At 40.0% G+C, this 16020-nt stretch carries 9 protein-coding genes; 7 read left to right on the top strand and 2 right to left on the bottom strand.

All coding sequences use genetic code 11. The features are described from left to right. Nucleotides 1-41 precede the first annotated feature (41 nt). Complete coding sequence (locus tag H8796_RS02525; protein WP_117937139.1) at nt 42-1217, bottom strand: HAMP domain-containing sensor histidine kinase; 1176 nt, start codon at nt 1215-1217, stop codon at nt 42-44. A 222-nt stretch (nt 1218-1439) separates the two neighbouring features. Between H8796_RS02525 and rd the strand changes: the two genes are divergently transcribed. Further along, nucleotides 1440-1604, top strand: a complete 165-nt coding sequence (gene rd, locus H8796_RS02520; RefSeq protein WP_004306971.1) for a rubredoxin — start codon at nt 1440-1442, stop codon at nt 1602-1604. A gap of 115 nt (nt 1605-1719) precedes the next feature. Then, a complete protein-coding gene (locus H8796_RS02515; protein WP_117937160.1) occupies nt 1720-2442 on the top strand; it encodes a hypothetical protein in 723 nt (240 codons plus the stop codon). An 89-nt stretch (nt 2443-2531) separates the two neighbouring features. Here the strand turns inward: H8796_RS02515 and H8796_RS02510 are convergent, their stop codons facing one another. Further along, nucleotides 2532-4229, bottom strand: a complete 1698-nt coding sequence (locus H8796_RS02510) for a Na/Pi cotransporter family protein (protein WP_117937140.1) — start codon at nt 4227-4229, stop codon at nt 2532-2534. A gap of 82 nt (nt 4230-4311) precedes the next feature. Here H8796_RS02510 and H8796_RS02505 point away from each other — a divergent pair, with 82 nt between their 5' ends. The 5 genes from H8796_RS02505 to H8796_RS02485 all read left to right on the top strand — a co-directional run bounded on the left by H8796_RS02505 (nt 4312) and on the right by H8796_RS02485 (nt 16017). Continuing rightward, nucleotides 4312-5985 carry a nucleoside kinase gene (locus H8796_RS02505; RefSeq protein WP_117937142.1) on the top strand — a complete coding sequence of 558 codons (1674 nt, stop codon included), beginning with the start codon at nt 4312-4314 and terminating at the stop codon, nt 5983-5985. Between the two features lie 217 nt (nt 5986-6202). Further along, entirely contained in the window at nt 6203-6604 is a 402-nt protein-coding gene (locus tag H8796_RS02500) for a hypothetical protein (RefSeq protein ID WP_117937162.1), read from the top strand. Between the two features lie 231 nt (nt 6605-6835). Continuing rightward, entirely contained in the window at nt 6836-8881 is a 2046-nt protein-coding gene (locus tag H8796_RS02495) for a beta-L-arabinofuranosidase domain-containing protein (RefSeq protein WP_117937144.1), read from the top strand. Between the two features lie 82 nt (nt 8882-8963). Beyond that, entirely contained in the window at nt 8964-12980 is a 4017-nt protein-coding gene (locus H8796_RS02490; RefSeq protein WP_117937146.1) for a hybrid sensor histidine kinase/response regulator transcription factor, read from the top strand. A gap of 127 nt (nt 12981-13107) precedes the next feature. After that, nucleotides 13108-16017 carry a SusC/RagA family TonB-linked outer membrane protein gene (locus H8796_RS02485; RefSeq protein WP_117937148.1) on the top strand — a complete coding sequence of 970 codons (2910 nt, stop codon included), beginning with the start codon at nt 13108-13110 and terminating at the stop codon, nt 16015-16017. Nucleotides 16018-16020: the final 3 nt, after the last annotated feature.

Genomic DNA, 16020 nt, shown 5'->3' with positions numbered 1-16020 from the left:
GATAGAATGTTTAATTAAAACTTTTTATGAAGTCGAATTTGTTAGCGTGGTTTACCACATGACCGATAAGGAATTGTAAACCAGAATGTAGAGCCTTCACCTTCTACGGAATCCGCCCCGATTTGACCGCCAAGTTTGGCGACAATAGTTTGAGAGATGGAAAGTCCCAGTCCGGCTCCTTTTTTATCTTTATTCAGTTTCACGAAGCGTTCGAATACATCCGGTAATTTCTCTGCCGGAATTCCGGCTCCGGTATCCCTGACATAAAAGTAAAGCTCGGTGTCCCTAGCTTCATAGCCGAGGCGGATGCTACCTTCATGGGTGAACTTAATGGCGTTGCCGGCAAAGTTGGAAAGCACTTGTGCCACCCGGTTCCGGTCGGTTTGAATCATACAGGAAGAGCGGGACGGTTCCGCTATAATTTGTATCTTTCCTCCGGCGTCATCGACTCTCATTTGAAAAAGTTGTTGTAAATCTGAAAGTAACTGATTGACGTCAACCGTTGTCTGTACAAATTCCAATGTTCCGGCTTCGATTTTTGACATATCGAGAATGTCGTTGACCAGTTGCATCAGGAGGTCGGCATTCATTTTTATGATTTCTTGATATTGAGCCTTTTCCTCTTCTGTCGTTGCACTGCCTAATACCTCTGCAAATCCGGTAATAGCATTGAGAGGGGTACGGATTTCATGGCTCATATTGGCTAAAAAGGCAGATTTTGAAATATCTGCTTTTTCTGCTTTTTCTTTGGCTAGCCGTAGCTCCTTTTCAGCTTGTTTTCGGCGGGTGACATCGTGTACGGTGATTACCATGTTCTCTTCTTCATTCAGAAGGAAGTAAGAACCGGATATGACTGCATCACATTCCACGGTAGTATTATCAGACGTAACTACGGATAAAGTGGCTTCAAGATCCGTGAAGTTTCGTCTCTGTTCGAAAGCTTGGCGTATGGCGGTACGTATCGGGCAAGAACCGCAGAAACTATGTGTGCCGCAACCTCCTTCGGCTGCCAAAGCATTACGACATTGCAACAGGTCGCCTACTCTTTTCTCTTCTGTTCCTTTTTTAGTTCCGGTTTTTTGATAATAGTTGGTCTTCAGTACCTTGAAATCATTGTCTATTAATAGGATAAAAGCATGTACATTCTTTAAGATGGCACCGGCGATATGGCTGGTACGTTCCAACTTTCTGGATTCACGGAACAATCGGTGTTGCATCCGCAGGCATTTCCTACGTTCCCATAAAAAACTGATTAGTAGGACTGCGCATAAAACTATTAAGGTAGACAATAGTGCTATAAGCATAGTATAATATTGTTGTTTTAGCTTGATAATATGACTACAAAGATAGTTTTTTTCTTTAGTTTAAAAATAGTGTTGAACAAATATCTTGCTATTTGTGTTATATTATTTAGAAAACCAATTAAAAATACGAACGTTATGAAAAAGTACATTTGCACGGTCTGTGAATATATTTACGACCCCGAACAAGGAGATCCGGAAAGTGGAATTGAACCAGGAACAGCATTTGAAGATATTCCTGATGATTGGACCTGTCCATTATGTGGAGTCGGAAAAGAAGACTTTGAACCGTACGAAGGATAAAACCAAGAGAGAGAATTATTAAGAGGAGAATGACTGGGTGTATAAATATATACCCGGTCATTTTTTATTTTTATGGTTGGAAATTATTCTGCTGATTATAAATGTAATATCTTTGATGCAAAAATCGGAAGTTATGTATAATAGAGCAACTGTCATGACCGATCTAAGGTATTTATCATACCCTGTTATCTTTGTATTATTGATATTCAGTATTCTGATGGCTGGTTGTAGCGATGATGAGAATGAAGAGCAACCTCCTGCTCCGGATGTTCCGGATTATAGCACGATTATAGTAAAAGATATACAGAATATACCTGCGGACTTCACATTTAACCGGGTTGAGGTGAAAGTGACGGGTGTTGATTGGCAAGTGATTGAGACTCTTAGTTTTCCTTATGAGAACGGGCAAATAGTAATGACACTTCCTGCTAGTTTTCCTTCGGAAAAGCTCCAGACAGTAGATCGGCGTAATGGTATGAGTGGTTATTGGACAGGAACCTCTGATGATGCGGATGCTCTTGTGGCGACATTAGGAGATTTCTTTGTTTTTAATGGAGATAAAAGAGTGGGGCGAATTGCTATTTCCAACTGGTCTGGTAAAGGGTCTTCTGCCGGAAAAGCTACACTGGTGAGTTATCAGTATGCCGACCGTCCTTTTACATTGACAGGCAGTGACAAATCATACTATTATAGTAACTGCTCTTTTTATAAGGGATGGAATATTTTTGCCAACATAAATCCGGCCTCGGAAGGTGGAACTGCAAAAGTGCTTCGTACAACTACGGTTCCGGAATCTACCTTGTTCTGGCGTTTGGCTGAATCATACGTATATAATTGATTTTATAAAAGATACTATTAGATATAAAAAGGAGAATCAGGTATGTATTGATACAACTGATTCTCCTTTTTTATACTCTATTTTATCTGTTAAGAAGCTCTTTTCTCTTTCACATCACTGCTGGCTTCCACTACATTCACTACATAGTCACCAAGTTTTTCACATTCGGCGATAATATCCATGTAGTAAACTCCCATCTGATAATCATATTCTTTGTTGTTTACGTCCAGAATATTCTGATTTTTCAGTTGGTTACGATAATTATTAATTTCGTTTTCGATGTTGAAGGATTTGTTGACGTCAATGCTCTGATGCTCTGTTTTTTCTACTACCACAATCATTTGCGCAAGTGCGTCGTTAGTCAGCTTCATCATGAAATGAATATGCTCATATTGTTTCTCGGTAAAGTCCTGATTAGTCTGACGTTTCCGGTTGATGGTACGTGCCAGATTATAGCAGCTGTCGCCAATACTTTCAATTTCTGTCACTTCACGCAACATACCGCGTATCTGCAGCTTACTTTCAGAACTTAAACGGCCTTCGGATACCTGATTCAGGTAGTTGGCTATTTCAAGCTCCATATTGTCGCTGATATTTTCGTATTTCTCTATCCGGCTGAACAGTTTATTGAAATCGTCATCCTTTTCCGTATGTAACAGATCCTGCACCATGCCGAACATCCGGTGCGTACGTTCTGCGAAAAGATGGATTTCCTTACGTGCCTGAAGAATAGAAAGTTCAGCAGTGGAAAGCATACCACCAGTGATAAACCGCAGGCGAGGTTCTTCGTCTTCTTCTTTCGGATGAATTAAAGCGCATACGGTACGTTCAATCAGTTTCACACCCCATATCAGGATACATACGTTGCAGATGTTGAAGATAGAGTGGAAAGCAGACAGCTTGTAAGAAATGGCAACTTCAGGGTTGTTTGTCTGGAAGAATGTATCTACTACCCAGTTCACAAACTCCATGAAAGGATGGAAGATAACCAATACCCAGATGACACCGAACACATTAAAAACAAAATGGGCCAATGCTGCCCGCTTAGCCTGTGTGTTGGCTGTAAGTGCGGCAAGATTGGCCGTGATCGTAGTTCCGATGTTCTCTCCTAATACAAGTGCTGCTCCTAGTTCCAGACTAATCCAACCGTTGGCACACATAATTAATGTGATTGCCATGGTGGCTGCAGAGGCTTGCACAATCATGGTCAGTATGGTACCGATGAGCAAGAACAGAATAATGGAGAAGAATCCCATATCTGTGTAGTTCTGTACGAAGGCGAGCATTTCCGGGTTGGCATTCAGGTCGGGGGCGTTTGCTTTCAGATAAGAGAGCCCCATGAAGAGGAAAGAAAAACCGAAAATGAATTCACCAATGGACTTGCGGTTACTTTTACCGGAGAAGATAAGCGGAAGAGCGATGGCTAGAAGTGGAAGAGCAAAGGCAGCCATGTCGACCTTAAAACCGAAAATTGAAATGATCCAGGCAGTTACAGTAGTACCGATATTGGCACCCATAATAACGCTGATGGATTCGGCAAGTGTAAGTAACCCGGCGTTCACGAAACTAACGACCATCACCGTCGTTGCTGAAGAAGACTGGATAAGGGCTGTAATCAACACTCCTGTTAGAACTCCCGTTACCCGATTGGTAGTCATTGCCGTTAGAATACTTCGCAATCTATCACCCGCGACCTTTTGTAAGCCCTCGCTCATGATTTTCATTCCGTAGAGGAAGAGTCCCAATGAGCCTATGAGCTTTAAAAAATCATAAAAAGAATATTCCATCTATAATATTTTTAATGGTTATTTGTTCTCAATCTGATTATAAGTATATTAGTCCCAAATTATTCACCTTTTAACGAACTCGATGAAACAGATGTTACAAATATGTTGCAAAAATAACAATATTTCCAAAGAATTCCCTATCGGAAGCTCACTTTTGGATATTTATTACGGTTTTAATCTTAATTTTCCTTATCAAGTAGTGAGTGCCAAGGTCAATAATCGCTCCGAGGGACTTAATTTCAGGGTATATAACAATAAGGATGTAGAGTTTCTGGATGTGAGAGATCAGTCCGGTATGCGTACTTATGTCCGTTCGCTTTGTTTTGTCTTGTTTAAGGCTGTCACGGAACTCTTTCCCGAGGGAAAATTGTTTGTGGAACATCCTGTTTCAAAAGGTTATTTCTGCAATTTGCGGATTGGACGCCCCATTGAACTCGAGGATGTGACGCGTATCAAGCAACGGATGCAGGAGATCATTGCGGAAAATATTCCTTATCACCGCATTGAATGTCATACGGCGGAAGCGGTACGGGTTTTCAGTGAGCGGGGGATGAATGATAAAGTGAGATTACTTGAAACTTCCGGTTCTCTTTATACCTATTATTATACGTTGGGTGATACTATTGATTATTATTATGGTAATCTGCTGCCCAGCACCGGATATCTTAAATTGTTCGATATTGTGAAGTATTATGACGGGTTGCTACTCCGGATTCCGAGCCGGGAAAACCCGAATATGCTCGAAGAGGTCGTGAAGCAGGAAAAAATGCTGGATGTCTTTAAAGAATATCTGAACTGGAGTTATATCATGGGGCTTAATAATGCCGGAGATTTTAATCTTGCCTGTGAAGAAGGGCATGCCACTGACTTGATTAATGTGGCGGAAGCATTGCAGGAGAAAAAGATAGCGCAGATAGCCGACACTATCTTCCATCGTGGTGAAAACGGCAACCGGGTAAAACTGGTATTGATTGCCGGACCGTCTTCTTCGGGAAAGACAACATTCAGCAAACGGCTTTCTATTCAGCTGATGACAAATGGCTTGAAGCCATTCCCGATCTCTTTGGATAATTATTTCGTAGACCGTGAGGAAACCCCTTTGGATGAAAACGGAAACTATGATTATGAATCACTTTATGCGCTCGATCTGGAATTGTTTAATCAACAGCTGCAGGCGCTTCTTCGTGGAGAGGAGGTGGAATTGCCCCGTTTTAATTTCTCTCTTGGCAAAAAGGAATATAAAGGTGATAAACTGAAAATAGAAGATAATACGATTCTGATTCTGGAAGGTATTCATGCCTTAAATCCGGAACTGACACCGCATATACCAGCCGAACGGAAATTCAAGATTTACGTTTCAGCATTGACCACTATTTCGTTGGATGACCATAACTGGATTCCAACTACTGACAACCGCTTGTTGCGCCGTATCATCCGAGACTTTAATTATCGGGGATATTCTGCACGTGAAACCATATCACGCTGGCCTAGTGTACGTGCCGGTGAAGACAAATGGATATTCCCTTATCAGGAGAATGCTGATGTCATGTTTAATTCAGCGCTGCTTTTTGAGTTTGCCGTACTTCGATTGCATGCAGAGCCTATTTTGATGGGTGTTCCGCGTAACTGTCCTGAATATTGCGAAGCCTACCGGTTGTTGAAGTTTATCAAATACTTTGTTCCGGTACAGGATAAGGAAATTCCGCCTACTTCTTTGTTGCGTGAATTTTTAGGAGGAAGCAGCTTTAAATATTAAGCAGAAAAATTAGGATATATTCGTGAATTGTGTTTCCTTTGCAGAAAATACAAATAAACCTTTTGTTGTAGTGAAGCAAGGGAACACAAAAATAAACAATATTTGAGTGATATTTAGGGAAAGAATGTTATGGTTGTTATGCAAAACTTTAAAATATTGAACCTTTGATTACTTTTGCTGTTAAGAAGGGACTACATGCAACAAAAAAAATGTGAATATGATTTTTTATAATAGTCTTTTAGCAAAGTGGTTCTTAGGAAAAGGGAAGAAACACTATTTTATGTTAGGCTGGTTTTTCTTTACCCGCTATAAATATCTGGAAGTCTGGGAAGATATGGAACTCCGAATTCATGCCAGACAGTATTGGGAATGTTTTTCTTTAACCCTGATACCAGCACTTATTTTATCAATCTTGTTTTCATGGTGGTGGATGGTGCTGCCATTCGTGACTTATCACATACTTTATTGGTTTGAAAAGATCATCTGTCACCATTCTATCTTTAATTGGGAGGCAATGAAACATTGTGGCGATACGCTTTATCTCAGGAAGAGAAAAGCGTATGCCTGGAAAAAAGGTTATGGGAAAAAAGAATTGCCCGCATCCAGATGGAATGATTAAAAACAAGTAAACAAATAAAAAGCCCTTTGGTTTCTTCATGGAAGACAAAGGGCTTTTTATTTATTCTCCCCCTTTGATAACTCTTCTTTAACCTTTGTTATTTCCCTTTTGAGCCGTTTGTCCATCCTATTGAATTGTTAATCCATTCCATTCAGAAGTATAAGCCCTATTTTTGCTCCTATCAAAAAAGTGATAATACATAATTCTAATATTAAATTGATAAGGTATATTATGAAACTATTTAGTTTAGGTATCATTGTGGGTGGTTTATCACTTCTATGCTTCAACAGTTGCACACGAACAGAGAAAGTTGCGACAACGCAACAAGGATTCAATCGTGCGCCATTAGTCATGAACCAGTTTGCAGAACTGCCTTTGGGAAGTATCTCACCGAAAGGATGGATCAGAGAAATGTTGATAAGGCAGAAAGAAGGAGCCACCGGAAATCTGGATGTTTTATATCCGGAAGTGATGGGAGACAGAAATGGCTGGCTCGGAGGAGATGGAGATCAATGGGAGCGTGGCCCTTATTGGATTGATGGTTTACTTCCTTTAGCTTATATCCTTAAAGATTCCGCTTTGATTGCAAAGACGAAACCTTGGGTAGAATGGGCATTACAAAGTCAAAAGGAAAGTGGATATTTTGGTCCTGAAAAAGATTATCCTTTTGAAGCCGGTCTGCAAAGAGATAATTGTCAGGATTGGTGGCCCAGAATGGTAGTTCTAAAAATACTGCAACAGTATTACTTGGCTACAAACGACCAAAGAGTCATAAATTTTATGACGAAATACTTCGACTATCAGCTCAAAAACCTGAAAGAAACTCCGCTGGATAAGTGGACATTTTGGGCAAGAATGCGTGGCGGTGATAATTTGATGATGATATATTGGCTTTATAATATAACAGGAAATAATGACCTGTTGACATTGGGTAAATTAGTTTATGAACAAACGGAACCTTATACTGATTTATTTCTTAAACGTGAGATGTTGAGAAAAGTAGGAACAATACATGGGGTCAACTTAGCACAAGGTATGAAAACTCCTATTGTATATTATCAAGCAGATCCTCAAACTAAATATCTGGATGCTTTGGATATAGCCCTTGATGATCTTCGTGATTTTCAGGGTTATCCTATCGGGATGTTCAGTGTGGATGAGGCAATTCATGGTAATGATCCGACACAAGGAATAGAACTATGTGGAATTGTAGAGTTCATGTTCTCTTTGGAAACCATGTATAAAATCACTGGTAATCCGCGTTTTGCAGAACTTTTGGAGAAAGTGACCTATAATGCTCTACCGGCACATGTAGATGACCATTTTCAGACCCGGCAGTATTTTCAGCAAGTAAACCAAATAGAACTGTCACAACATCAGCGGAATTTCGATGTCAATCATTCAGGATTAGATAATTGTTTTGGCTTATTGACGGGTTATCCTTGTTGTACGTCAAATATGCATCAGGGATGGCCTAAGTTTGTACAAAATTTATGGTATGCTACGGCTGATAAAGGTGTTGCTGCAACATTGTATGCTCCGTCGGAAGTAGTTACACAAGTAGGTGATGATGTAAACGTACATATAATAGAAGATACCAGTTACCCGTTCGGCGAACAGATAACCTTTACAGTAGCAGATATTAGTAAGGAGGCAGCTTTCCCGTTTGTTTTCAGAATACCTGCATGGAGTACTGGAAACGTGGTAAAAGTCAATGGTGAACCGGTCTCATATACAGCAGATTCAAACAATCTGGTTACTATCATGAGAACGTGGAAAAAAGGAGATAAACTTGATATCACATTTACTCCAGAAGTAAAGTTGAGTGTTTGGAAAGAAAATTCACGTAGTGTGGAGAGAGGACCTCTTGTCTATGCACTTAAAATAGATGTGGAACAACAGGAAATAAAGAATGGAGCGGAAGGACTTAGTTATTATCAGCATATAGCCAAGACTCCTTGGAATTACACACTGATTGAAACTACCAAAGAGAATATGCAGGAACACTATCAAGTAGATTTGAGTAAAGTGAACGAAGTCAATAAGGAAGATGGCTATCCATGGAATGTAGCTAATGCCCCTATCACTATAAAAACAAAGGCGCGGATGATGCCAAACTGGAAATCATATAACAAGAGTGCCGGTCCTTTGCCATACACAGTGATGTTTGGTGCTGAAGTTGCCCAGGAAATAGAGGATATCGAATTAATTCCTTATGGATGTACTACACTTCGGATTACAGAATTTCCGCAAATTGGGGAGTACAGCCCGGAATAACACTTAAAAGTATGCTTAAAAAATAATCTGCATAACTATTTTTTATATCTTTGACTATGAGATCATAAAACCACGATAATTGATGAAACTACGTATTGTTTTTGTATTTATAATACTATTATTACATATCAGGACTTGGGCTGGCGATATGTCTTTCAGGCATGTCTCCGGTGGGGAGGGGCTTAAATATACCTGGGTGTGGAATATATTTAAAGACAGCAGGGGATATATGTGGTTCTCTACGACATATGGCGCCTATCGTTATAATGGATATAGTTTTGAAGAATATACCTTCAAACACTTGAAGAATGATTTCCGGTCAAAAATATACTTCGTTTATGAAGATTCTAAAAACAACCTGTGGTTCGGTACGGATCACGGGTTGTACCTTTATAACAGGTTATCCAATCAATATACCCGATATAGCGATGAAAAAGAATCTCCCGTTGGTTTATCTTCCAATATCATACTTTGTATGAAAGAAGATATAGACGGCATTATTTGGGTAGGAACAGACCGGGGAATTAATAAGCTGGATATCGCTGCCGGCACAAATGTTGTTTATCAGAGCTTGTATGATTCGGCAGATGCCCGTGTCACTAATCTTATTTATTCCATATTACTGGATACAGACCAGAGCTTGTGGGTAGGCGGTGGAAACGGGCTGGTGTCAAAATATGACCGTGACCGGAAAGAGTTTAAAACCTTATCTTATGAACAACTCCCTTGCCATGAGAATATCAATAGGCTGTATGAGGATGAAGACAGAAACCTTTGGATTGGAAGCAATGGAGACGGTGCTTTCCGGCTGGATAGAAAAAAGCTATGTTCCGTCCATTATTGTGAAGAAAAGCAGAATCTTTCCAATAACATAGTACGTGATTTTGGAGCGGATGCGAAAGGTAATATCTGGATAGGAACAGAAAAAGGTATTACACTCTGTACTAAGGCAGGAATAGAGTATGTATATGCCAAAAGTACTCAAACGGACGGTTTGTCTGATAATGCCATTTATTGTATCTATGCGGATGAAAAGAAGAATATGTGGATAGGCACTTTCTTTGGTGGAGTGAATGTACATTATGCTCATTCGGGACTTTTCCACACAGTGGCTGCCAATAAAGGGGATTATTCGATTCAACGGGGAGCCATTAGTTCCATTCTTTGTGAAAATGAAAAAATTCTTGTAGGGACAGAAAACTACGGATTATTTGTTCTTAATATGAACCATGATTTGATCGGTATATTAAATACGGATGATAGTAATATCAGCAGTAACAATATACATTCACTCTGTGTTGACAATCAGCAGAATCTTTGGATTGGCACTTATTATGGTGGAGTGAATCTTCTTTCCAAAGGTAGTTCTTTATTCAAGCATTACCGGCAACATATTCAGGACTCGAAGAGTATCTCATACAATAATGTATATTGTATCTTGCAAGATAGTAAGGGTACGATTTGGGTAGGGACGCAGTTTGGCGGATTGTGTGTGTATAATCCCGTTACCCACACCATTGAACGTGCTGCTGTAGAGTTACCTGCCGATCTTTTTGTCTGGGACTTATTAGAAGATAAACGCGGTAATATATGGATTGCTTCTTATAATTACGGAGTCTTTTTACTAGATAAATCACAGAATTACAAAGTCGTAGCATTGCCGGAACAAGTTTATAACAATATAACCCTTCGTGAGTTGAATGATGGTAGGATAGCTGTCGGCTCGGAGAATACCGGACTTGCTATCATCAATCCTGCCGATTTGTCAATTTGCCGATATACTGAGAAGAATGGTTTGTGTGATAATACAATATATGCCATTTTGCAAGATAAGAATAATCAGATTTGGTTATCTACTAATCAGGGATTGTGTAAATGTAATCCTGATTTCTCTCTTTTTACGCATTATACCATTAATGACGGTCTGCCTACGAACCGTTTCAATTATAAAGCAGGGGCAAATATCGGAAGTAAACTTTATTTCGGGAGTACTGAAGGACTAGTTGTAGTAGAACCGGAACAGGAAAAAAATGACTCGTATATCTACCCGATATGGTGGAATAACCTCTACATTAATGGTGAGAAACAAACAATCGGGCAAGACAATGTACTACATCAGGATTTGAATATCATAGATGAAATATGCCTGGATTATCGTAATACCTCCTGGGGAGTGGATTTTACATGTAATGTGTTTGAACCTTACAATCGTCCGCAGTTTGCCTACCAACTTTCCGGTCAGGATGGGCAATGGCACAAATTGGGCAGCAAAACCAGAATCGACTTTACGGGATTGAATTATGGACACTATCAGTTGAGCATCTGCACGGTAGATAAAGAGGGAAATCTGGCAGACAACAAGCGCACTCTAAATATCTATATTCGTCCTCCCTGGTGGCAGCGGCTTCCTGCCAAACTATCGTTTACATTGATTCTTTTAGGCTCGGCCTTTTATTTAATTTTCCTCTTGTTTACCAATGCCCGAAGTAAACATGCACTTGCATTGGAAAAGCTGGAAAGGAAAAAAGACCAGGAAATAAATGAATTGAAATTCAAATTCTTTGTGAATATATCTCATGAATTTAAAACTCCTCTTTCTCTCATATTAGGTCCTGTCAACCAATTTATGGAGAATCGTGTGAAGGAGTCGAATGCTAACCATTATTATAATATAATCAAGAAGAATGCAGATAAACTGTTGAATCTCATTAATGAATTGCTCGCCTTCAGAGAGTTGGAACATCTGAAACTACATATAGAACCTATTCAATACGAACAGTTCATAGTCTCTGTGTTACATAAACATACGCTGATGTTTGAATCTAAAGGAATTCATGTCGAAATAAAAGGCTTTGAAGGAGATATGATGATTCATGCCGATGCGGATAAGTTGGAGAAGATCTTTGATAACCTTCTGTCGAATGCTTATAAGTATACCAATCAGAACGGTACCATTACTATTGAAGTGAAGTCTGATGCCGGGCAGGTAACTACCACGCTTACCAATACGGGAGACGGAATCGACCCGAAGAAATTACCTTTTATATTCGAGCGTTTCTTTACCAATAGCTCCTATGACAGATATTCGTCTGGGGTCGGACTTTCCTATGTGAAGTCATTGGTAGAAATGCATGAGGGGGAAATCACGGCAACCTCTTTGCCCAAAGAGACAACCAGTTTTTGTTTTTCCATACCGCTTCGTGATAATTTGGCACAGGCAACTCCCAGGTCGGTGGTAGATTACAGATTGGATGTTTTCTCAGAGAATCCCTATCAGAATACGGATAACGAGGAATTCTCCGAACCGGAATTTATAAAAATGTGTGAGGGTACTCATGTACTCGTTGCGGAGGATGACCAGGATTTGCGGGAGATTATTACCGATTATCTATCAGCTTCATTCAAGGTTTCGGTAGTGGATAGTGCTGAGGCTGCAATTTCTTTTATTGCAGAACAGAAAGTGGATATCATTGTCAGTGATGTGAAGATGAAAGAGATGAGTGGATACGATTTGTGCAAGACTTTGAAAAGTAATATAGAAACGAGTCATATCAGAATAATCTTAATGACCGTATTGTCGGAGGATAGTTATAAATATTCCGGATATAAGTCGGGAGCAGATGCTTATATGACCAAACCTTTTGAATTGTCTCTGCTGGAACTGCGAATTAGAAACCTACTTTATAATAGTTTCAAGGCGAAACAAAAATATAAAATTGATATTGACCTGTCCAATGTGGAAGTTACTCATTCAAATTCAGATGAAGAATTTTTGAATAAAGCTGTAGCCATTGTGTTTAAACATCTGGCTGATACGGAGCTTAATGTTGATTTCCTGTGCAATGAACTGGGCATGAGTAAAGCATCCCTTTACCGTAAACTGCATGCAATTACAGGACAGTCTATCAATGAATTTATTCAGAATATACGTTTGAAGTATGCTGCCCGTTTGCTGATAGAGACAGATAAGACAGTTGCCGAAATAGCATATGAAGTAGGATTCTCTGATTCTTATTATTTCAGCCGTGCATTTAAAAAATGTTTCGGACAGTCTCCCAAGCAGTGGCGTGAATCAGGCATAATGCCCGAAAATAGCTAAAAAACTCATAAATAGCTCCTTTAGATGTATTATCCATCCATTTGAAATAATTGTCCATCCCCTAAAATGTACAATTGTCTAAGTTTGCGGAGTAAACAATACATCTTATTAACAAAAACTAGTACATATGAATGGAACATTGGAACTTAAAAAAATCATGTTAAGTGTTTTCCTGTTTCTGATTGCTGTAAGCATATCAGCACAAGGCAGGAAAGTATCTGGAACAGTGAAAGACGCTGACGGCAGCGGTCTACCCGGAGTGACAGTAGTAGAAAAAGGAACCACCAACGGAGTCAGCACGGACCTCGACGGGGCTTTTACGTTAACATTGACAGGTGCACATCCTGTGCTTGTGTTTTCTTCAATAGGTTATGTAACAATAGAAAAATCAGTGGCGCCTTCGCAAACAAATCTTCAGATCAAAATGTCGGAGGACGTCACTGTACTTGACGATGTCGTGGTGGTGGGATACGGAACAGTCAAAAGAAGTACTTTGACTAATGCCGTATCTTCCGTCAACAGCGATCAATTCGTACAGGGAGCTGTCACTTCTCCGCTTCAGTTATTGCAAGGCAAAGTGGCGGGTTTGGCCATTAATACTACTTCGGGAGATCCGAATGATAGTGGTGTACAGCTTATGTTGCGCGGTGTATCCACACTCACGGGCAATCAGCAGCCTCTTGTCGTTATTGATGGAGTGCCCGGTACATTAAATAATATATCGGTAGATGATATTGAAACGATTGACGTTTTGAAAGACGGTTCGGCTGCTGCCATTTATGGTACACGGGGAACGAACGGAGTTATTTTGATTACAACCAAAAAAGGGAGTACAGGGAAGGCGACCCTATCTTACCACGGTTATCTTAGTCTCGAACAAATTTCTAATGAGATAGATGTTCTTTCTCCTGATGAATTCCGCAGACTGCCGGAATTAACAGACGGTCTGGTTTCCGTTATTAACGATGGAGGGGCAAATACCGTATGGAAAGATAAAGTGTTCCGCGATGCCTGGAGTCATACTCATCATATCTCCTTGCAGGGTGGAGATGCACAAACCAATTATTATGCCAGTGTGAATTACCGGAAACGGGAAGGCATTATGAAAAATACCGACCAGGAGCGGACTACTTTTAAAATAGGACTGGACCGTAGCTTTTTTGATGGAAAATTGTCAGTAGGCGGAGACATCAATTATGTGATAGTGAAAGGTTCGGCAGTCGATCAGGGAGCTGTTTATTTTGCTACCCTGACAGGAAATCCGACGAATCCGGTTTACGATGCAAATACAGGTAAATATTCTACTTTCTATGAAGTTGAGAACCCGGTAAGATTGATAAATGAATATCAGAAAGACTTGAAATGGAATGAATTCACCTCTACCGGTAAGATTGTCTACCGACCGATAGAAGAACTGTCATTAACTGCATTGGGAAGCCTGCGGACTTACAATAATAATAACGGAACATTTGCTACCCGTAATTACGATGACATACACGATGGACAAGTGTGGCGTGAAGCGATGTATAATGAATCAAAGACATTAGAACTGTACGGACAATATTCTAAAGCAATCAAACAACACGATTTCAGCATACTTGGAGGATATAGCTATAATGATTTTGAAGAACAGAATTTTAATTTGTACAATTATAATTATCCGACAGATGCCTTGGGCTACGCGAAACCCGGTTTGGGAATGGCGTTAAAAGAAGGACTTGCGTCTATGGACGGACATAAATTTATGAACAAACTGATTTCCTTCTTTGGGCGCGTGAATTACAATTATGATGAGAAATATCTGTTTTCGGGTAGTTTACGTTATGAAGGTTCCAGCAAATTCGGTAAAAATCATCAGTGGGGTTTGTTTTATGCAGCGTCTGGTGCCTGGCGTATCTCGCAGGAGAAATTCATGCGGAATGTTAAATTTGTCAATGAACTGAAACTAAAAGTCGGATATGGTGTAACGGGTATTGAACCGACCAATCCTTATCAATCTCATTTGCGTTATGCGTTTGGTGATCCGGTCTTGATAAACGGGCAATGGGTGCGGACAGTGGCTCCGACTGAAAATGCCAATCCTGATTTGAAGTGGGAAGAAAAACATGAGTTAAATATCGGTCTGGACTTTGCCTTGTTTAAAAACCGCCTGTCGGGTTCTATTGACTATTACCGGAGAGAGACCAGAGACTTGCTATATACCTATAATGTGCCGGTGCCTCCTAACTTGGCTTCCACTACACTGGCCAATGTCGGTACGGTAGAAAACTCCGGAGTAGAAGCCGTATTATCAGGACTGGTTGTTAATAACCGGGATTGGAAACTGAATTTGACAGCAAACTTTTCCTATAATACCAATAAATTGAAGAAACTCTCGAATGAGAAATATCAAAGAGATTTTCTTGAATTAGGTTCTACCGGTGCGCCGGTACAAAAATCCACTCATCTGGTAAAAGAAGGCGGAGCTATCGGTAATTTTTATGGATGGAAAAGTATCGGTATGACGGAAAGTGGCGAATGGGTTATTGAAGGAGGAGAATATGGCGATAATAGCAGCCGTACTGTGCTCGGAAATGGTATTCCCACTATGAGAGCGGGATTTACAGCAGCATTATCCTACAAGAACTTTGATTTGACGGTGTCACTTCGCGGAGCATTTGACTATCAGATATTGAATCAGTATCGTATGCTGTATGAGACATTCGAAAAAGGAACACAGTTTAATTACCCGAAAACCTTGCTGGATAAGGTTTATGGACAGTATGTAAGAAAGTCACCGGCTTACGTAAGCTACTATATTGAAAATGGCGACTATGTGAAAATCGATAACGTGACATTAGGATACAATTTCAAGTTGAAATCTTCGGTGATACAGAATTTGCGGGTTTATCTTTCGGGTTTGAACCTTTATACATTTACCGGATATAAAGGCGTAGATCCGGAGGTCAACTTTAACGGACTGACTCCGGGAATGGATTCCTATACCGGATATCCGACAACGAGAACATTTTCACTTGGAGTAAAAATAGGATTTTAATAC

The sequence above is a fragment of the Bacteroides sp. M10 genome (assembly GCF_014334015.1).
In the GTDB taxonomy this organism is placed as follows: domain Bacteria; phylum Bacteroidota; class Bacteroidia; order Bacteroidales; family Bacteroidaceae; genus Bacteroides; species Bacteroides intestinigallinarum.
Note: the sequence above shows the minus strand (reverse complement) of the source record. Positions and strands in the feature narration are given on the sequence as shown.

Excerpts from the sequence above, each read along its gene's own strand:
- H8796_RS02500 (WP_117937162.1), top strand. The coding sequence starts at position 6,203 with ATGATTTTTTATAATAGTCTTTTAGCAAAGTGGTTCTTAGGAAAAGGG.
- H8796_RS02525 (WP_117937139.1), bottom strand. The coding sequence starts at position 1,217 with ATGCAACACCGATTGTTCCGTGAATCCAGAAAGTTGGAACGTACCAGC.
- H8796_RS02510 (WP_117937140.1), bottom strand. The coding sequence starts at position 4,229 with ATGGAATATTCTTTTTATGATTTTTTAAAGCTCATAGGCTCATTGGGA.
- H8796_RS02505 (WP_117937142.1), top strand. The coding sequence starts at position 4,312 with ATGAAACAGATGTTACAAATATGTTGCAAAAATAACAATATTTCCAAA.
- H8796_RS02485 (WP_117937148.1), top strand. The coding sequence starts at position 13,108 with ATGAATGGAACATTGGAACTTAAAAAAATCATGTTAAGTGTTTTCCTG.
- rd (WP_004306971.1), top strand. The coding sequence starts at position 1,440 with ATGAAAAAGTACATTTGCACGGTCTGTGAATATATTTACGACCCCGAA.
- H8796_RS02490 (WP_117937146.1), top strand. The coding sequence starts at position 8,964 with ATGAAACTACGTATTGTTTTTGTATTTATAATACTATTATTACATATC.
- H8796_RS02495 (WP_117937144.1), top strand. The coding sequence starts at position 6,836 with ATGAAACTATTTAGTTTAGGTATCATTGTGGGTGGTTTATCACTTCTA.
- H8796_RS02515 (WP_117937160.1), top strand. The coding sequence starts at position 1,720 with ATGCAAAAATCGGAAGTTATGTATAATAGAGCAACTGTCATGACCGAT.